This window comes from Flavobacterium sp. H122, from assembly GCF_004959765.1.
Taxonomy (GTDB): domain Bacteria; phylum Bacteroidota; class Bacteroidia; order Flavobacteriales; family Flavobacteriaceae; genus Flavobacterium.
In genome coordinates this window covers 182,312-199,364 of record NZ_SJZD01000004.1, presented here as the reverse complement: position 1 = coordinate 199,364, position 17,053 = coordinate 182,312, and the positions used below count along the sequence as shown (strand labels likewise).

Annotated in this window: 22 protein-coding genes; 2 read left to right on the top strand and 20 right to left on the bottom strand. The window is 30.8% G+C overall.

What is annotated here, in order from left to right:
- Positions 1-70 precede the first annotated feature (70 nt).
- The gene (locus tag EZM65_RS07890; protein ID WP_136668009.1) at positions 71-2,764 is read left to right on the top strand and encodes a T9SS type A sorting domain-containing protein; all 2,694 of its coding nucleotides are present in this window, start codon (positions 71-73) and stop codon (positions 2,762-2,764) included.
- An 85-nt stretch (positions 2,765-2,849) separates the two neighbouring features.
- On the opposite strand, the gene EZM65_RS15630 is transcribed toward EZM65_RS07890, so the two are convergent.
- The 9 genes from EZM65_RS15630 to EZM65_RS07850 form a co-directional block, all read right to left on the bottom strand.
- Complete coding sequence (locus EZM65_RS15630) at positions 2,850-3,227, bottom strand: hypothetical protein (RefSeq protein WP_211196203.1); 378 nt, start codon at positions 3,225-3,227, stop codon at positions 2,850-2,852.
- 18 nt (positions 3,228-3,245) lie between these two features.
- The gene (locus EZM65_RS15625) at positions 3,246-3,578 is read right to left on the bottom strand and encodes a hypothetical protein (protein WP_211196202.1); all 333 of its coding nucleotides are present in this window, start codon (positions 3,576-3,578) and stop codon (positions 3,246-3,248) included.
- 14 nt (positions 3,579-3,592) lie between these two features.
- Positions 3,593-4,453 (bottom strand): EamA family transporter, encoded by an 861-nt coding sequence (locus tag EZM65_RS07880; protein WP_136668008.1) that lies wholly within the window; start codon positions 4,451-4,453, stop codon positions 3,593-3,595.
- Between the two features lie 87 nt (positions 4,454-4,540).
- On the bottom strand, positions 4,541-5,185 hold the full coding sequence (locus EZM65_RS07875) for a bifunctional 2-polyprenyl-6-hydroxyphenol methylase/3-demethylubiquinol 3-O-methyltransferase UbiG (protein WP_136668007.1): 645 nt from the start codon (positions 5,183-5,185) through the stop codon (positions 4,541-4,543).
- Between the two features lie 59 nt (positions 5,186-5,244).
- Positions 5,245-5,730 (bottom strand): SRPBCC domain-containing protein, encoded by a 486-nt coding sequence (locus EZM65_RS07870; protein ID WP_136668006.1) that lies wholly within the window; start codon positions 5,728-5,730, stop codon positions 5,245-5,247.
- On the bottom strand, positions 5,723-6,046 hold the full coding sequence (locus EZM65_RS07865; protein ID WP_136668005.1) for a helix-turn-helix transcriptional regulator: 324 nt from the start codon (positions 6,044-6,046) through the stop codon (positions 5,723-5,725). The genes EZM65_RS07870 and EZM65_RS07865 overlap by 8 nt, the downstream gene beginning before the upstream one ends.
- 93 nt (positions 6,047-6,139) lie before the next feature.
- Entirely contained in the window at positions 6,140-6,430 is a 291-nt protein-coding gene (locus EZM65_RS07860; protein WP_136668004.1) for a YciI family protein, read from the bottom strand.
- A gap of 24 nt (positions 6,431-6,454) precedes the next feature.
- On the bottom strand, positions 6,455-6,805 hold the full coding sequence (locus EZM65_RS07855; protein ID WP_136668003.1) for a DUF2200 domain-containing protein: 351 nt from the start codon (positions 6,803-6,805) through the stop codon (positions 6,455-6,457).
- 45 nt (positions 6,806-6,850) lie between these two features.
- Positions 6,851-7,237 carry a hypothetical protein gene (locus EZM65_RS07850; RefSeq protein ID WP_136668002.1) on the bottom strand — a complete coding sequence of 129 codons (387 nt, stop codon included), beginning with the start codon at positions 7,235-7,237 and terminating at the stop codon, positions 6,851-6,853.
- 174 nt (positions 7,238-7,411) lie between these two features.
- Here EZM65_RS07850 and EZM65_RS07845 point away from each other — a divergent pair, with 174 nt between their 5' ends.
- Positions 7,412-7,699, top strand: a complete 288-nt coding sequence (locus EZM65_RS07845) for a hypothetical protein (protein WP_136668001.1) — start codon at positions 7,412-7,414, stop codon at positions 7,697-7,699.
- 168 nt (positions 7,700-7,867) lie between these two features.
- Here the strand turns inward: EZM65_RS07845 and EZM65_RS07840 are convergent, their stop codons facing one another.
- The 11 genes from EZM65_RS07840 to EZM65_RS07790 form a co-directional block, all read right to left on the bottom strand.
- Positions 7,868-8,788: an alpha/beta fold hydrolase gene (locus EZM65_RS07840; protein WP_136668000.1), complete on the bottom strand. Its 921-nt coding sequence runs from the start codon at positions 8,786-8,788 to the stop codon at positions 7,868-7,870.
- A gap of 95 nt (positions 8,789-8,883) precedes the next feature.
- Positions 8,884-9,945 carry a serine hydrolase gene (locus tag EZM65_RS07835; protein ID WP_136667999.1) on the bottom strand — a complete coding sequence of 354 codons (1,062 nt, stop codon included), beginning with the start codon at positions 9,943-9,945 and terminating at the stop codon, positions 8,884-8,886.
- A gap of 214 nt (positions 9,946-10,159) precedes the next feature.
- On the bottom strand, positions 10,160-11,020 hold the full coding sequence (locus EZM65_RS07830; RefSeq protein WP_136667998.1) for a sulfurtransferase: 861 nt from the start codon (positions 11,018-11,020) through the stop codon (positions 10,160-10,162).
- Positions 11,021-11,080: 60 nt separating this feature from the next.
- Complete coding sequence (locus EZM65_RS07825; RefSeq protein WP_136667997.1) at positions 11,081-11,980, bottom strand: hypothetical protein; 900 nt, start codon at positions 11,978-11,980, stop codon at positions 11,081-11,083.
- Between the two features lie 124 nt (positions 11,981-12,104).
- Positions 12,105-13,208 carry a DUF6544 family protein gene (locus EZM65_RS07820; RefSeq protein ID WP_136667996.1) on the bottom strand — a complete coding sequence of 368 codons (1,104 nt, stop codon included), beginning with the start codon at positions 13,206-13,208 and terminating at the stop codon, positions 12,105-12,107.
- 16 nt (positions 13,209-13,224) lie between these two features.
- Positions 13,225-13,938 (bottom strand): M949_RS01915 family surface polysaccharide biosynthesis protein, encoded by a 714-nt coding sequence (locus EZM65_RS07815; RefSeq protein WP_136667995.1) that lies wholly within the window; start codon positions 13,936-13,938, stop codon positions 13,225-13,227.
- 162 nt (positions 13,939-14,100) lie between these two features.
- Positions 14,101-14,682 (bottom strand): YdeI family protein, encoded by a 582-nt coding sequence (locus EZM65_RS07810; RefSeq protein ID WP_136667994.1) that lies wholly within the window; start codon positions 14,680-14,682, stop codon positions 14,101-14,103.
- Between the two features lie 4 nt (positions 14,683-14,686).
- The gene (locus EZM65_RS07805) at positions 14,687-15,067 is read right to left on the bottom strand and encodes a DoxX family protein (protein WP_136667993.1); all 381 of its coding nucleotides are present in this window, start codon (positions 15,065-15,067) and stop codon (positions 14,687-14,689) included.
- Positions 15,068-15,102: 35 nt separating this feature from the next.
- Complete coding sequence (locus tag EZM65_RS07800; RefSeq protein WP_136667992.1) at positions 15,103-15,567, bottom strand: SRPBCC domain-containing protein; 465 nt, start codon at positions 15,565-15,567, stop codon at positions 15,103-15,105.
- Between the two features lie 15 nt (positions 15,568-15,582).
- Entirely contained in the window at positions 15,583-15,906 is a 324-nt protein-coding gene (locus EZM65_RS07795) for a helix-turn-helix transcriptional regulator (RefSeq protein WP_136667991.1), read from the bottom strand.
- A 135-nt stretch (positions 15,907-16,041) separates the two neighbouring features.
- Positions 16,042-16,836: a class D beta-lactamase gene (locus EZM65_RS07790; protein WP_136667990.1), complete on the bottom strand. Its 795-nt coding sequence runs from the start codon at positions 16,834-16,836 to the stop codon at positions 16,042-16,044.
- Positions 16,837-17,053: the final 217 nt, after the last annotated feature.

Here is a 17,053-nt window from a genome sequence, read left to right as displayed (position 1 = left end):
GTGTAAATAGTAAAAGCCTCACAAAATGTGAGGCTTTTTTTGTTATTTTTGTGCAATTAATTTTCTAAAAATGAAGAAATTTTACTTTCTATTTGTGGCGTTGAGCCTTTTAATGAATGCTAATGCACAAATAATTAATTTTCCTGATACTGAACTTAATTCCAGATTATTATCTGCAAGTTCATCAAATACCATTTCTAAAGATTTAAATGGGAATTATTTTAAAATTGATGCTAATAATAACGGAGCTATTGAGGTAAGTGAAGCTTTAAATGTATCCTACTTAGATATTAATAGTTATTCTACTTATGATAATAATGGTTTTCCTGTTTATGTTAATCCAATCTATGATTTGAAAGGTTTAGAAGAATTTAAAAATATTGGATACATAGATTGTAGTGGTAATTATTTATCTGTAGTGATAGATTTTAGACAATTTTTAAAACTTAAAACTTTAATTGCAAAGCATTGTGATTTGGTATATGGTGATTTATTAATTGACAATATGAAAAGTCTTGAATATATCGACATTTGGGCTAATAGAATGAATAATATTAATTTAACAGGGTTAACAAATTTAAAAGTCTTAAAATGTTTAGGAAATGAACTTGTTAATCTCGATGTAAGAGCTTTAACTAATTTGGAAGAGATTGATTGTTATTCAAATGCATTAATCTCATTAAGAGTTGATGGATTAATAAAATTGAAAAAACTAATTTGTCATTATAATAATTTATCGTCTATTGATTTGACTGGTTTAGATAATCTTGAAGTCTTAAATATTAGAAATAATAATTTTTCTAACATTTCGATTCTACATCTTAATAAAATTATTGAATTTATTGCCGATAAAAATAATTTTACGTCTATGGATTTACATGGACTTACAACTTTGAAATCAGTTTCGTTAACTGAAAATAGTTTAAATAATATAGATTTAAGCAATACGATTAATTTAGAAAATTTATATTGTCAAAATAATCAGTTAGGTGATATAAACTTAACAGGTTTGTCTAATTTGAAAAATTTAAATGTAGATTATAATAAATTGACAACACTTGATATTAGAGGGTTAAGTTTTTTAAATTCAGTTAATTGTAAATTTAATACAATTTCTAATTTTCTTTCTGATAAGAACAATCAATTTACTTATTTCTATGCAAATGATAATTTAATTGAATATTTAGATTTAAGTACAAATAAAAAGATTTATACCTTGTCTATAGACAACAACAAATTGAAAAATCTAAATTTAAAAAACGGAAAAATTGAAGGGGACTTAGGGTTTGAAAATAATCCAGATCTTCAATTTATTTGTGCAGATGAAGAGCAACTTGAAACGATTAATGGTAAAATTAGCCAATATGGATATTCAAATTGTCACGTTAATTCCTATTGTACTTTCAGACCTGGAGGCGATTTTTATACGGTTAGTGGAGTAAATAGATTTGATGCTGATTCCAATGGTTGTGATTTACAGGATGGATTAATATCGAATGTAAAATACAAAATTACCAAAGGTTCAACTGAAGGATATTTTGTGTCAAACAATTCTGGAAATTATAGAATTGATTTACAGGCAGGGACTTACAATGTAAAACCTGAAATTGAAAACAATAATTATTTTACAATTTCTCCTTCTGAATTAAATTTTAGTTTCAACCAAAACTCCACTCCATTCACTCAAGATTTTTGTATTACTCCTAATGGAATTCATTCAGACGTGGAAATTTTTGTTTTGTCTGCTGATGATGCAAGACCAGGTTTTGATGCAAACTATAAAATAGTTTACAAAAACAAAGGAAACCAAGTTGAGAACGGAAGTGTTAATTTAACTTTTGATGATTCAAAAATGGACTTTGTTTCAGCTAATACAGCTCCAGCTCAATCAACAGGATCTTTGATTTGGAATTATACAAATCTTCAACCTTTTGAAACCAGAATAATTGATGTTGTATTGAATATCAATTCTCCTATGGAAAGTCCAGCAGTGAATGGTGGAGATGTTTTAAGCTATACGGCAATTATAACTTCTTGGAATATTGATGAGTTGCCTAATGATAATTCGTTTATCTTAAATCAAACTGTGGTAAATTCATTTGATCCTAATGATATCACTTGTTTGGAGGGAGCTTCGGTATCAACTTCAAAAGTTGGAGATTATATGCATTACATGATTCGTTTTGAAAATACAGGTTCGGCTAACGCAACTAATATTGTGGTAAAAGATTTGGTTGATATTGCTAAATATGATGTGAATTCCATTATTCCAATCAATGGCAGTCACGATTTTTATACCCGTATCAACGGTGATAAAGTTGAATTTATTTTTGAAAACATTAATCTTCCTTTTGCTGATGCGACAAATGACGGTTACGTTTCTTTTAAAATTAAAACGAAATCAACGTTAGTGGCTGGAGATACGTTTTCTAAAAATGCCAATATTTATTTTGATTATAATTTCCCAATCGTTACAAATACTGCTACAACAACTATTGCAGCGTTGTCTAATCAGGATTTTGAATTCAAAAACTATTTTACATTGTATCCAAATCCAGTTAACAATAGCTTGACTATTGAAACTAAAGATGCTATTGAGGTTAGTTCAATAAATATCTACAATACATTAGGACAAATGGTTTTAGTGGTTCCAAATGCTCAAAATGTAAAAACGGTTGATGTTTCCAGTCTGACTTCAGGAAATTACTTTATCAAAATAAATTCTGATAAAGGAACTTCAAATACGAAGTTTGTCAAAAATTAAAAAGATTAGTAAAATAAAAACAAAAAACCAGTGAAGTATTTTCACTGGTTTTTTGTTTTAAGAGTTAAGCATTATTTTCCGCTTGTCAACAACCCATTGGAGTTTCAATAATTATTAATTTCGTTACAGTTTCCCCTTTGTTTTTGTCTTGTCCTGTTATTCTTAGGAAATAACGGCTTATACTTACCCCGCTTGGATATTCGGTTGGTATTTTTACTTTGTCCAAAAGATTGAACCACTCTTCGCCACACTGTTCTTTAACTTTTTGTTTTAAGTCTTCAATTGAAATTTCGGGGAACTTTTCATAATCCTTCTCTGAATATTTATTACAGATAAATTGCCCTTTTTTGTTTGTTTGCAATGATTTCCAATCTGAGTAAAAATGTTTCCAGTCTGTCAAATCACAATGCGGACCTTCGTTCATAATCGTTACACTTGTTTCATAACACTGTTCAATTTTCAAACCTTCAAGCTGATTGCTCTAAATAGTGATAAGTTGGTTTTCAATTGTCTCTCCAGGCTCAGTATAAATTTCAACTGTGTCTTTTTGAATTTGACTCATTTTCTTTTCCATATCATCAATGATTAAACTATTGATGGAAACAGAAAATTCATTAAATTTTAGGGTAGTTATTGAGTCAGTTTCTTCTTCATCTGTAAATGTCGATGTGCTGTCTGGTTTGTTGGAAATACCTGCTGTTTCAATAATAACACTGTCTTTTTGGATTGTTTCAGGTTTATTTTCTGATGAATTATAGCAAGAACAAAGTGTGGTAATAATCAGGAAGATAATTATATTTCGTAAAGTAGTCATGATATTGGTGTTAACTATTGCATCTGTGAATATGCTATAAAAGCAATTGAAATCAAGGAAAGTAATAGACCTATATAATTTAGTTTAGCCAGTTTTTCTTTGAAGTAAAAAATACCAATTAAACTTCCTAATAAAATCACCCCCATATTCATACCTATAAATACGGTGGAGGGATTTGAAGATAAGACTTGGTGTGCTTTGATGTAAAAATAAATGTTACTAAAATTCAGCAGTCCCATACCGGCTCCCCAATATAAATTTTGAATGGAAACAGTTTCTTTTTGTTGCCGAATTTGCGAAAAAGCTATGGTTGTGGCCACAAAAAAAGCACCAATGAATACTAATAATAAAACTTCTGTAAAGTTGAGTTCACCTATGGTGGCTACTTTTTTAAATAATATGTCTATAAAACCAAAACCCAATAATACCAAAGGAAGAAAATACCAGTTTTTATTTTCTATTTCCTTATTCTGTTTGCGGTAAAAAGTCAAGAAGATGGCAATAAATGCTATCGATAAACCAATATTTTTATAAGTATTGAAATGTTCTTTGGCTATAAAAAATGAAAAGCAGATAGAAATAAAAAGCGACAGTCTTTGTGCAATATCAGTCTTTACAATTCCTGAATATTTGATGGCTTTAGCCTGAAATACAAAAACTACAGGAAGCAGAATAATTAAACTGATTATGATTGTTCCTGTCTGAATACCAAAGTCGGTTTTTAATTCAGGCTTGTAAAAAAGAAGTAGGGCGCTTAATGCAAACACATAGTTCCAGGCTATGATCTGATAAATACTTAAAGCTGATTTTCGGGCAATCTTAAGCAATACGCCCACAAATACACTGCAAATAATGCTGATAAGAATAAAATGCATAATAGGAAATTTATTCAAAAATAAGAAAACCTAACAGAAGAATTCCATTAGGTTTATTGTTATTGTAATTAAAGAAAATACAATCGTTTACTTTTTCTTTGCAATTATTTGAAATGCTTCAGCAGTATGGCCATTCATGGTTTTAACTTCAATATTATTTTCTTCAATAATGTCAAACGAAGCTAACAGTTCTTGGATCCATTCACGGGTATGATGTCTGAATGTAGCTCCTTCAGCCAGTGAAAATGTACCATAATTATTTTCGTCCCCATTGAAATATTCGTACCTGTTCATTTCCTGAGAGTCACTTTGTAAATAATAATCACTGATATAAATTATGCCATCTTTATTCAATTGATTGCTCAACAAACTGATTAAGTTTTTCTGGCCTTCATTACTTGGAATACAAGTTAATACAGCAAATAATATTACTGCATCGAATAAGTTGGGTAGATTGCTTATTTCAGTTGGTGAAGCAATAGCCTGAAGGTTTAAATTATTTTCATTTTTGCCTCTTAATACTAATTCATCAGAAGTGTCGATACCGATTACATTGTTATAACCTTTTTTATTTAACTCTTTTACAATCCGACCATAGCCGCAACCATAGTCTAATATCTTATTTGAAGGAGAAAAATAGTTTTGCAGTAAATCCCAATTCAAAGGATGTGTAAATGTTTTTGTGGAAGCTACTTTGTTCCAATAGTCTTTTTGATTGTCTAAGGCCTGCATTTTTGTTGTCTGTTTAGTGTGTTGTTTTTATTTAGTTGTTTTAAAGGTTTTTATTAATTTTAATTGGATAGTATTTCTTCCAGTTGATCCAGGCAAGCTGAAAATCCTTGTTTGAAACCCATTTCAATCATTTTTTCCATACGTGTCAGGGATTCATTTTTGATGATGATGCTCACTTTTGTTATCCCGTTCTGTTCACTGAAATTCAAATCCCAGTTTGAACCTGGTAGTTCAGGGTTTTCATCTTTGTCTGCAAAAGTATTAAACATTTTGAAATTGGTTCTCGGACTAATTGAAGTATATTTTTGGATTGACCATCTTTCCTGACCATCCGGACTAACCATAGCGTAAAATCTTTTGCCTTCCACTACAAAATTCATGTATTTTGTTTTTGAAACCCATGGCTTTGGCGCCCACCATTGATCCAGGATTTCAGGTTTTGTCCATGCATCCCATACTAATTCTAAAGCAGCATTAAATTCTCTTGTAATGTTTACAGTAAGACTTTCTTTGTTTACTGTAAATTCAAATCCTAAATTATTCATGTTGTTTGTTTTTTAATTGTTCTAAAATAGTGTCTAATTCATTAAATCTTGCTTCCCAAAGTTGTTTGAAAGGAGCAAGCCAATCAGCTATTTCTTTCAGTTTTACCGGATTTAATTCGTAAAAAATTTCTCTCCCATCAGGTCTTGGTTTGACTAATTCACATTCGGTTAATATTTTGATATGTTTTGAAACTGCCTGTCTTGTTGTATTAAAATGTTCAGCCAAGGCATTTGGTGTCATGGCATGCAGTATCAAAAGCGATACGATGGCTCTTCGTGATGGATCGGCTATGGCTTGAAAAGGATCACGTCTCATTATGCAACTATTTGGTTGCAAATATAGATAAAATTATTTAAATATCTAAAGTGTTGATTGTTAATGTTTTTCGGGTGTTATTGCGCAGTGTTATTATTGCTCTATGAAGCAGGTAAATTCTTTATCAAATTTTGTGGGAATAAACTCGGTGATGTCATAATCTGCAATTTGATTTTGATAGAAAGGATCTTGTTTGATGATTTCTTCTAATGTCTCACGATTACTATCACGGACAAGAATTATTCCACCTGTCCTTGGGTTTTTCCGACCTGAAAAAATAAATTTCTTTTCGGAATAATAAGTATCAAGAAATTGAATATGAGCCTCAATAAATTTTTCTACTTGACTTATATCTTTCTTATACGTTAGCGAAACTATGAACATTATATTTTTTTATTATAGATAGTTTTAACTTCTTAAAATTTTCTCCATGGCCTTTCCTTTAGCCAGTTCGTCAATGAGTTTGTCCAAATAACGAATTTGCTGCATCAATTTATCTTCAATTTCTTCCACCTGGTAGCCGCAGATTACTCCTGTAATTTTAGTAACATTTGGGTTGATTTGCGGTGCCTGACCAAAAAAATCTTCAAAGTTTACTTTAGTATCAATGATTTGTTTCAATTCTTCTGTATTGTAACCTGTTAACCAAGAAATAATAGTATCAACTTCTTCTTTAGTTCGGTTTTTTTTCTCCGCCTTTGCGATGTAATGCGGATACACACTTGAAAAAGACATCTTGAAAATACGTTCGTTTTGCATTTTAATTTCCGTTTATATCAAAAATAAATATTTTTTACAAAATTACTACGACTGTCTTCTGGTTTGTGTTGTATGAATTTGAGCTATTTTCAGTTCATAAAGAGCCAATGTAAAAATAACAGCTATTTCAATACTGAAATAACTTATACCCAATAAACTTAATTGCTTAAAAAAGATGAATAAGATACAGAGTGTTACTAAACAATAGAGTATGTTGGCAACTGCAATAATTTTTAAAAACAAAGGCCATTTAGTATTGGAAAAATAATAACTTAGGAATGAATAAACTGAAAAAAGGATAGGTATAGGGACGAGTAATTGAATTATTTCTTTATTAATTCCAAAAAACTGTTCATATTGACCAATTGCCACTAAAAATAAAACGGAACTTAAGGCTCCTAGACTATCAAGCAGTAAAAGTTTTTGTTTCATTCAATATTAGTTTTAAAATTTTACTGCAAGATACACAATGTTTATATAGGGTGTTTTTCTTCTGTTCAAAACAGGAAAATTCCTCATAAATTTTGATGGAGCATGTTTAAATTTGATTTTAATTGATAGCGCAAGCTTAAAATCAAAGAACAGATATAAACTAAAAAAAATTGTATGGAAACATTATTTTTTGGAGCGGCAGGTTGGTGCGGAACAAAATACCCAGGCTGGAGGAATGACTTTCAAGAGCCAAACCCGATACCGTGGAGGCTTTTTGTGGTTTTATCAATAATTGGAGCAATTGTTGGAACAGTGGGAGGTCTGGCATTTAACAACGCAGTAGGAGAAGAGTCATTATTTGCAGGGCAAGAGATGATAGCCTCAGGACTGTTCAGTTTTGCCTCTTCAAATATTATTACGGGTTTCGTTTCAAATATGATTCAAAGAAGTCAGTTGGGTTAATAAAAAAGTCCTTTCGTTAATTTTGAAAGGACCTTTGTGACTTTTATTACAACTTATGTGTCAACAGTCCTTTTGTCTGTTTTTAGATTATTTTTTATTCTTAGAGAGAGTGAATTGTACAGTTGGAAATCAAATAGTTATTTGTGTTCAGTATTTGCTGAAATAATTTTATTTCTTCAATTTATTTTCAATGAATGACAGAAATTCCGCTTGTTGGTCTACAAACAAATAATGTGAACAATTGTCAATGGTATAAAAATTTTTCCTGCCTGTAATCTTTTGTAAATCGGCTAATTGCTTTTTAGAAAAAATATTGTCATCTTTACCATATACGGCAAAAATAGCAATGCCTTTCTTTTTAATTTCATATAATTGAGGCTTTATATTTAAGTTGTTATGATTTTCGTTTTTATAGAATTTTAAAGGGGATTGGTAATTGCGAAAGCTAGTTTTGTAAAATTCACTCTTTTGATATTCCTGCCTTAATACTTCACTTTTACTGGTAGGATAAGGCATTTTGAAATAATTGAGTTCATCTGCAGTTTCATAGCATCGTTTTCTGTATTCCGCAGTGTTTTTTTCTAAAGTTTCAATGTTTAAAATTTGACTTGTTTTAACTGTGTCATTTCTGAACTTCTTTTTTGCCTGTTTTAAAATATGATTATAAGTTTCCTGCTGGGAAAATAATGCCCCGGCTAATACTAATGTACTTACTTTTTCAGGATACTTATTTGTAAATAATGATGCTACAATACCACCGAAACTATGTCCTAAAACTACAGCTTTTTCAATGTTGTAAGTTTTATATATATGTAGTAGATCTTTGAAACTTTCTTCAAATGTCATTGCTGCATTTTCATCTGTTGAGCGTCCTTCTCCACGTCTGTCATACACAATGACGTAAAAACCAGTATCAGCTAATTTTTGAGCAGTTGTCCCTTCAAATAAGTTCGAGTTTCCACTTGGACCTCCATGAATAAAAACGATAGAAGGGTTGTTTTTGTTTCCATAATCTTTTGAATAGAGATGCTGTCCTAAAGTTATCTGATAAAAGAAAACTAAAATTAGTGGTAGTAGTATTTGTTTCATTTTTTGTATTTGCAATGTAGTGGCTGATAGTTGCCAAGGTTTCCATTTTTTTAATGGATTTTCAGAGTTTTTTTGTTTGGTTTTAGTTTGTTGAATTAATTTGTTTCGCTTAATTTTTCTATTGTGTTCACCACTTCATTTATTCCACCCAATTTCTCATTTGGTATAAACATCCCGTTGGCAAGTAAAATAACCGTCAGGCCAGTCTCAGGAAATTTTCTAAATGCTGTTGCAACACCTCCCGAAAATCCGTAGGACAATTTCCCGTTTATTTTGATCAAATCCAATCCGTAGGAAAAATTTCTTTGTACTTTATAATCAAATGGTTTCAGTAATTGTTTCTTTGTGGTTTCTGTTATAAAAGAGCCTTCATCAAACTTTTTATTCCATTCAATAAAATTGTCCAGTGTAAGGTTTAATGCCGATGCTCCGTACATATATTGAGGAAAATTCCAATTGCGTTTTAGAACTGAATTTTCAGTGTTTACATAACCATAACTTAAATTCTTTACTACTTTTAAACTGCTTCCTTCAAATAATACATCGTTTTTTGCTAATGGAAATTGAGTTTCTATTATATAACTGGGAAAGGTTTTGCCAACTGTTTTTTCTACAATACGTTTCAAAAGCCAAAAATTGGTTTGATTATAATCAAACTGATTTCCAGGAATGAATTTTATTGGATCGTTATAAACTTTGTTTTTGGCAATTTCTTCCTGATTTTCAGTTTCGTATGCCACAATATCCGGAAGACCGGAAGAATGTGTCAATAGGTTTTCGATTTTTATATTTTTCCAGCCCCCGGGCAAATCATTTATATGGAGAGAAATGGAATCATCCAATTTTAATTTTTTTTGTTCTATCAGTTGATAAACTGCCAAAACCGAAAAAATTTTTGTTGTTGAAAATAATGGGAACAACGTTTTATCAGTCACCGGAACAGCATTTTCTATATTTGCAGTTCCATAATTCATTTTATGAATTATTTCTCCGTTTTTTATTACGGCCACTGCCAAACCCGGAATTTTATACTGCTTTTGAACCTCTGAGATGTATTCACTTATCTTCGGAATGTCTTTATTTTTCTCTTGTCCGTTACAACTTAAGCAAAATAATATAATTGAAATTACTGATAAGATTTTGAAGTTTTTTGCCATTTATTTGTAATGATAAGCATATTATGAGTGTTAAAAATCACACATTTTAATAACAAAAATAGTGATTAAACTTCGTTAGGGAATAATAAAGCACACATATTTAACAATGTAAATCGCACAAGGTGAATTCAAAATTTCAATATAAAATTTTTGAGTTTCAGTCAAAGAATGCCAAATGATGTTATCCTACCTGTTTTTTTTATTTAAAACAAGACTATTCTTCTGTGTTAATATTTGTTTCTATTTTTTTATTATTCCGACTCCATTCACTCCAGGAACCAACATATAATTTCGGAATTGAAAAACCGGCATACGCTAAAGCAAGTAAGCTGTGACATGCAGTAACGCCTGAGCCACAATGAAATATAATGTTTTCAGGAGCAATATCTTTCAGTTGATCTTTGTATTTTGTCCTTAAAACCTCCGGACTTAAAAACAATCCGTTTGCATCGAGATTTTCTGTAAAAGGAATATTGACCGCACCGGGAATATGACCCGCAATTAAATCGATAGGTTCTGTTTTTCCATCATAACGGTCTTTATCCCTTACATCTACTACCAAATAGTCTGGATTTTGAGTAACCTTTTCAACTTCATTGATGTCAGCAAGCGGTAATTTCCAGTTGGTAACTGGGTAGGGAGTGGTTATATTTTTAAAAGCCTCTTTTTTTGAACTTAAAGGGAAATTATGTTTTTTTGCCTCATTGAGTCCACCGTTTAAAACCTGAACATTGTCATGACCAACAGCCTTGAGCATCCACCAAAACCTAGCTGCAGCATTGGAACCGTTCTTATCGTCATAAATAATGACATGGCTATTTTCAGTAATTCCTAATTCTGACAGTGTTTCAGCAAAGTCTTCAATTGCCGGCAATGGATGACGCCCGCCGATGGAAACATCGTTTTTAATGGCCGCCAATTGAGTATTTAAGTCAACAAAAAATGCTCCTTCAAGATGTTCAGCCTCGTAATTCGTTTTAGCATCCTTACCATTGCTGACATCAAAAATGATTATTTCGGGATTTTTATGGATTGCTGATAGTTTCTGGATGGTTATGATGGGAGAGGTTTGCATGGTTGATAGGTTTTTTCAGTATTATGATGTAATTAGTGATTACTTTGTTTAAACATAAAACTAGTCTCTCTTTTTTTCTTTGAAAATTTCTTCTAAAAGCTCTTTATGTTTAGTGTATTTATAAAGATTTCTTTCTTTTAATATTGAGCCCAATAGCAAATCATTTTTTTCTTTTTCAGATCTGTTTTCCTTGTTTAAGCATAAGAGATGATATAAGAGAGTTTCATAGTATTTATCTAAAAAATAGCTTTTGTAACTCTGCAATCCCTTGTCTCTGATTATATTTATTTCAAAATCATTAAAATAGAAGTCAGTGTATTGATAATAAAGACTTCCGTTGAATTTTGGATATTTTTGGATAGTATAAAAAGCTTTTTGAGTATTGGCAGGCTTCACAACGTTCATATAGCCCCAAATTGTTACCCCGCAAAGATTCATACAGCGTAGAAAAAAGATTCCTTTTTCTGTATCGTCCTTCAGATTAAAATCTTTAATGTTGAAGTCACTATTTGAAAAATCAAATGGCTGGTTTTTATTTCCTACTGCTGTAAATAGCATATCATAATAATTGTCAACTAATTCATAAACTGATATTTCTTTTGTCATTAAACTGTCAATTAATAAATTATTATCAATATGATTTTCTTCTCGAAGATTTAAATTTATCTGTCTGATTATAAAAATTTGCTTTAAAGCATTGTTATCAGGTCTTGAAAGAAATGGTTCAGAAAGTAATTTGTTTTTAGTTGAAATTGTTTGTGTTATGAAATCATTTGTAACTTTTAAATCTTCAGCAACATTTAATTTTAAGTCCTTCAAAATGTTTTTTGTTGGTTCATTTCGAAACATGAAGTCATTGTAAATTTTTGCCAGTTCAATAAATTTTTCATTGTTATTTGTTTGCCCAAATGACATTTGAAACAAAAAGAAGCTTAAAAGGGTTAAAATTGTTTTTTTCATTTGTTAAAGATTACATATTCTTTTTATCCTTGTGTTACAGAGATTTTTTATATTGATTCTTACAAATATACCTAGAAAAATGAGAAAAAACTTAAGTTTTATGAGTTAGAAAATGGTTAGGGTTTCAATCATCAATATTTTTCAGATTGTATTTAACGCTTTTATATTCCAATTCGCCATATGTAAAATCCTCTTCGGGTTTTTGATAAACGAGTTTTGCTTTGCCGGGTAAAAAATAACCGTTTATCATTCGGTAATCTTCTACTGGCGTTGCCCATGGATAATTTTTGTATTGCTTTCCATCGGTTTCAAACCGGTCATTGCTTATAAAATTTAACAATTGCCCTTTTTTGTTGAAATAGAGAACGGCACTAATTTTGATTTTTCCATTTTTATAAATCCCTTTTGCCGTTGTGTCATTTATAACTTTCCAAGTAATTTTTCTGTCAATCAAAGTTGCAGGTGCAATACAACACATATCGTTGAAAAAAGTTACGGTTTCAGCTTGATTTAATTTTATGCCTTTCGCATCAATTATCTTCAGCCAATTCAGAATTTTGACCTCAAAAGTTGCTTTTTCGTTTTGATATAAATGTAGTCCAGTTGCCGGTAGTTTCATTTTTTGGGCTTCCATAAAAAAGCAGCGTGATGGTTTTTGAAAAAAATTATATTGTACAGATTGTAATTCCATGTATTCATCATTGGGTTTGCCACGCATGCGACCAAAAAATTCAGCTTTAAAATTCTTAACTTTTGGTTGCCCAACCGATTTGGTATAATGAAGGTATTTTTGAATAATGGAAGGTAAATGTACAATGTCCGGTTCGGTTAAAATATCAGTTACAAGCTCATTATTGTTTGAGAAATCATTTTTTACTTTGGCAGTAAATTCATTTTTTATCAAATATGAACCAAAATCAACAAAAGAAACTGAAAAAATAATGATGTTGAGCAATGTTCCTAATTTGGCATCTTTCCAAAATATCAAGATGAGAATTTGGGAAATTACTACAGCTATAAATCCAATAAACCAATTGTATTTGAAATTTGCAAAATAGGAACAGCCGTGAGCTAAAAAAAGTATTGTGGCAATAAGCCAGGCAATACCCATCGGTCTAGATATGGAAAGAGTGAAATTCTTTATTTCTTTAAGCTCAAAAGCTTTTATAAATCCTAGTAAATGGATTAATCCGTGAAGAAAGACGATTATTATAAAAGCTGTTTTCATTGTTTATTTCTACTTCTTAATCACCCCATTTTTCAAAAACATTTTTGTTCCATAAGTTTAATGCATAGTCTTTGAAAACTTTTGGACCTTTTTCAAAAACTGTATCAAATATATATTTACCACCTTCAAATGTTTCTTTTCCATTATCATCGACACCTATCTGAACTTTGTTTTCTCCTCGCATAGCATATTTTTGTTTTCCTTCATACATAATGATTTTCATATTGGAAGGACTAACATCTCCATGGCATACAGTTTTGTACATCAACCAAATTTCTGCAATTCCATTTTTGTCCAGATCAGTAACATTAAATGTGTTTTTTACAAATGAAGCACCTATATCTACAGGGCAATCAGTAATATAATCGTACACTTTCCAGGTTTGGACTACTTGATTATTTTTTACTAAAAAATGATAGCCAAATAATTCTGCATCACCGCTTTCATCATATTCGTGTTTAAATTTTTCGTTTCGGTGAATTCCTGTTTCTGTTGTTATTGCAATATTGTCTCCTGATTTATCTTTCCAGCGAACAGCATTTTTTACGAACCCCTCATATTGAAGTGATTTTGGAAATTGTGAAGAATCGATTTCAATTATTTGTAAAGTTTCATTCTTATGTTCATTCGATTCTTCCTTTTCAGAATGTATTAAAAGCTGTTTAGGTTCTTGTTTACAACTAATTAGTGTTACGTATAAGATAGTTGAAATTTGTAATAGTTTTTTCATTCTAAGTTTCTTTTTTAGTCTTGTTGTAATCTAATTGAAGATTGTGTTTGTTGAATAAATTTAGCCTAAAGTTTATAAACAATGAAGTAAAATTGCAAAACGTTGGTTTTCTTCAGAAAAACCAACGTTTTTAATGTAATATAAGCTTTTCAATATGTTTTTTTAATCATCTATTCCTTTGCCATCCAGAATATTTTGATAGTATTTTTCAATTCTGGTCTCTCTGGTTTTGGATTGTTTGGCTTGATTGAAATAGAATAAATACCCTTTTTGTCTTCCAGGTGTCAGAGAATAAAACGCTTTGTTGAGTTCCTGATCTTCTTCTAAAGCTTTTTGAAACTCTTCGGGAACTGGATAGTCTGAAACTGATTTCAAAACAACTTTTTTTCCGTCTTTTTCTAATTTGATAGCTTCCTGCAGGTATTCTTCAATGATTGTTCTTTGAGCAATGATTTGTTCGGCATTAGTAAATCGTAGTTGCCTGCCTGATTGCACATTTTCTGTTTGCTGTATCAAAATTTGATTTGAGTCTTTTAATAACGCTCCTTTGTGGAACAACAACGCACAATATTCTTTAAATCCGTGAATGAGGACAACATTTTTTTCCTGATAAGTATAACAAGGGTGCATCCATTTATAGTCTTCCTCTAATAATGTGCTTTCTAGAATAATTTCTCTCAATAAATTATATTCTTCATTCCATTTTTTGGATCCTTCAAAAAATCTATCTGCTTGAGTGCTCATGATCTTATGATTTTATGAAAGCTAATTTTCGGTCTGCAGGTCTTAAATACCAGGAAAATATTGCTAATCCAGCGATGACCATAGGTACTATTATGTGAAACAATGAATCATTTACGGCTATGTGTGAAATAGAAGCTCCTGTCATTGCAAAAAATATTCCGGCATAAGCCCATTCTTTGATTAAAGGTAGTTTAGGCAAAAGTATTGCAATAATTGCCATTACTTTCCAAAAACCGATTACTGAAATAAAATAAGTTGGGTAGCCTAGTGGTTCAAATCCGGCTACAACTTCTTTTACTTGAAATAGTTGTCCAATGCCCCCAAGCATGCAAAAACATAGTATGCTAGTTATAACCCAATATCCGATATTCTTTTTCTTTTCCATTTTAATTTAGTTTTTGATTGTTAATTTGATTTAGTTTAGTTTTTGATTGTTAAAATGTCTTGTAATTTGTCGTGAGCCATATTTAGGCCTTGTGTAAATGGCAACTTTAATTGTTCTGCACGATGCTTTTCCGACTTATAAATGATTTGTATGGTTAGTTTACTTGTGTCGTTAGTTAGTTTTTCAAAATCCAGGAATTCAAGCTGCACACCTATTGGCATATTTTCCATTTCAAATGTTCTGATGATTTTTTGATCTGGGATAAGTTGATGGATAGTTCCATTTGCTTTGAATACTACATTACCATTATGTGAGGTTTCAAAACGGTAACTCCCGTGATTCTTGTTTTCCATATGAAGTACTTTAGTACCCATCCATTGCCCAACAAGTTCCGGTTCTGTATATGCTTTGTAAAGTAATTTTACCGGTAAATTGAATTCACGGGTTATCACTAATTCCTGTTTGCCTTCTTCGGCAGTAATTTTTGTTTTTTGTTCCATAGGTTTTAGGTTTGTTTATTTATTTGGTTTGTAATTTTGCATTAGAGTCTCTAATTTGTTGAATCTGTCTTCCCACATTTGTCGGAATGGCTCTATAAAGTCGGCTACTTCTTTCATCTTTTCTGGATTTATCTGATAATGAATTTCCCTGCCTTGTTGTTCCTGTTTGAGTAAATCACATTCGGTTAGTATTTGCAAATGCTTTGAAACGGTTGGTCTTGCAGTATCAAAATTTGAAGCAATAGCTCCTGCAGTCATCGTTTGCGTTGTCAACAAAAGAAGGATTGATCTTCTTGTTGGATCTGAAATTGCTTGAAATACATCTCTTCTTAAATTCATCATGTAGTTATTTGACTACAAATATACATGAAGTTATTTAGCTACACAATTTTTTTTGAATTTTTTTTAATTGGTAGGCAGTAAAAAATATTGATAATGAAATGTTTACTATTTGTAAAAGAAGTTTTACCTGAATTAGATGGCTTTCAATTCTTTTAATATTGCTATAGTGATTTCTTTTCTTGCTTTTGAAAAATCAGGATTGCTGTCATTTATATTTTTTGTAATCCGTGTTGCAAAGAAGTATATATTATCATTTGTTTGTAAGTAACCAACATACCAGCCTATGTCGATGCCATTCTTTTTTGTCCAACCTGACTTATCTCTGATTGTGTAATTTTCAGCATTTTCAGAAATCATTATTTCTTTTACTTTATCTAAGGTTGTTTTAGAAAAAGGCAAATCGTTTTTATATAATTTTATTAGAAATTCAATTTGATTTCCTGGGCTAATTCCGAAATTACCATAGTTCCAAAAATCAACTCCCTTTTCAGTGAGTTCGTTATTTCCATACCCACATTTTTTCAGGTATTTTTTATATTTTTTTCGGCCGATTTTTTTTGCCACTTCAACATAAAACCAAATGGTTGAATTTTTATAGGCAGTTTTTAAGTCAGTATCTTTATTCCAACTTTCGATTTTTGTTCCAAAAAAAGTTTTATCCGCACCGTCCCATTTAATGAGTTGGCTTTCATCAGCTACAACTTTATTTTCCAAAGCAATTAAGGAATTGAGTATTTTGAAAGTAGAGGCCGGTAATGTTTCTCTTTCTGTATCCAGACTGTCGGTGTAAAACCATCTTTTATTTTTTAAGTCATAAACCGTAGTGCTTCCTTTTAATGAAAATGAATCAAAGAGCTTTTGAAAATCTGTCTGTCCAAAAGCATTTGTAAAAGTAAATGCCAATAATACTATAAGAATGTTTCTCATTTTGAGTGTTTTTATAACGATTATAACGTCCTGTCGCTTCATGAATGCTTGGTAATCTATTTTCAGACTGTTTCATTCAGACTTAAATCAAAAATACAAAAAGCTCGTCCGATTAAACACCCAAGTCACAATTTCTTAAAACCGCCTTAAGTTTACATTTTCTAAATTTATATATAAAAAGGAAAGAACAAAAGAGAGGAGTAAGGTTATAGATAAC

Coding starts and splice junctions, on each gene's coding strand:
- EZM65_RS07880 (WP_136668008.1), bottom strand. CDS start 4,453: ATGCATTTTATTCTTATCAGCATTATTTGCAGTGTATTTGTGGGCGTA.
- EZM65_RS07835 (WP_136667999.1), bottom strand. CDS start 9,945: ATGGCAAAAAACTTCAAAATCTTATCAGTAATTTCAATTATATTATTT.
- EZM65_RS07870 (WP_136668006.1), bottom strand. CDS start 5,730: ATGAATAATTTAGGATTTGAATTTACAGTAAACAAAGAAAGTCTTACT.
- EZM65_RS07855 (WP_136668003.1), bottom strand. CDS start 6,805: ATGCAAAACGAACGTATTTTCAAGATGTCTTTTTCAAGTGTGTATCCG.
- EZM65_RS07820 (WP_136667996.1), bottom strand. CDS start 13,208: ATGAAAACAGCTTTTATAATAATCGTCTTTCTTCACGGATTAATCCAT.
- EZM65_RS07805 (WP_136667993.1), bottom strand. CDS start 15,067: ATGGAAAAGAAAAAGAATATCGGATATTGGGTTATAACTAGCATACTA.
- EZM65_RS07810 (WP_136667994.1), bottom strand. CDS start 14,682: ATGAGCACTCAAGCAGATAGATTTTTTGAAGGATCCAAAAAATGGAAT.
- EZM65_RS07850 (WP_136668002.1), bottom strand. CDS start 7,237: ATGAAACAAAAACTTTTACTGCTTGATAGTCTAGGAGCCTTAAGTTCC.
- EZM65_RS07865 (WP_136668005.1), bottom strand. CDS start 6,046: ATGAGACGTGATCCTTTTCAAGCCATAGCCGATCCATCACGAAGAGCC.
- EZM65_RS07815 (WP_136667995.1), bottom strand. CDS start 13,938: ATGAAAAAACTATTACAAATTTCAACTATCTTATACGTAACACTAATT.
- EZM65_RS07890 (WP_136668009.1), top strand. CDS start 71: ATGAAGAAATTTTACTTTCTATTTGTGGCGTTGAGCCTTTTAATGAAT.
- EZM65_RS07790 (WP_136667990.1), bottom strand. CDS start 16,836: ATGAGAAACATTCTTATAGTATTATTGGCATTTACTTTTACAAATGCT.
- EZM65_RS07800 (WP_136667992.1), bottom strand. CDS start 15,567: ATGGAACAAAAAACAAAAATTACTGCCGAAGAAGGCAAACAGGAATTA.
- EZM65_RS07830 (WP_136667998.1), bottom strand. CDS start 11,020: ATGCAAACCTCTCCCATCATAACCATCCAGAAACTATCAGCAATCCAT.
- EZM65_RS07840 (WP_136668000.1), bottom strand. CDS start 8,788: ATGAAACAAATACTACTACCACTAATTTTAGTTTTCTTTTATCAGATA.
- EZM65_RS15625 (WP_211196202.1), bottom strand. CDS start 3,578: ATGACTACTTTACGAAATATAATTATCTTCCTGATTATTACCACACTT.
- EZM65_RS07825 (WP_136667997.1), bottom strand. CDS start 11,980: ATGAAAAAAACAATTTTAACCCTTTTAAGCTTCTTTTTGTTTCAAATG.
- EZM65_RS07795 (WP_136667991.1), bottom strand. CDS start 15,906: ATGAATTTAAGAAGAGATGTATTTCAAGCAATTTCAGATCCAACAAGA.
- EZM65_RS07875 (WP_136668007.1), bottom strand. CDS start 5,185: ATGCAGGCCTTAGACAATCAAAAAGACTATTGGAACAAAGTAGCTTCC.
- EZM65_RS07860 (WP_136668004.1), bottom strand. CDS start 6,430: ATGTTCATAGTTTCGCTAACGTATAAGAAAGATATAAGTCAAGTAGAA.
- EZM65_RS07845 (WP_136668001.1), top strand. CDS start 7,412: ATGGAAACATTATTTTTTGGAGCGGCAGGTTGGTGCGGAACAAAATAC.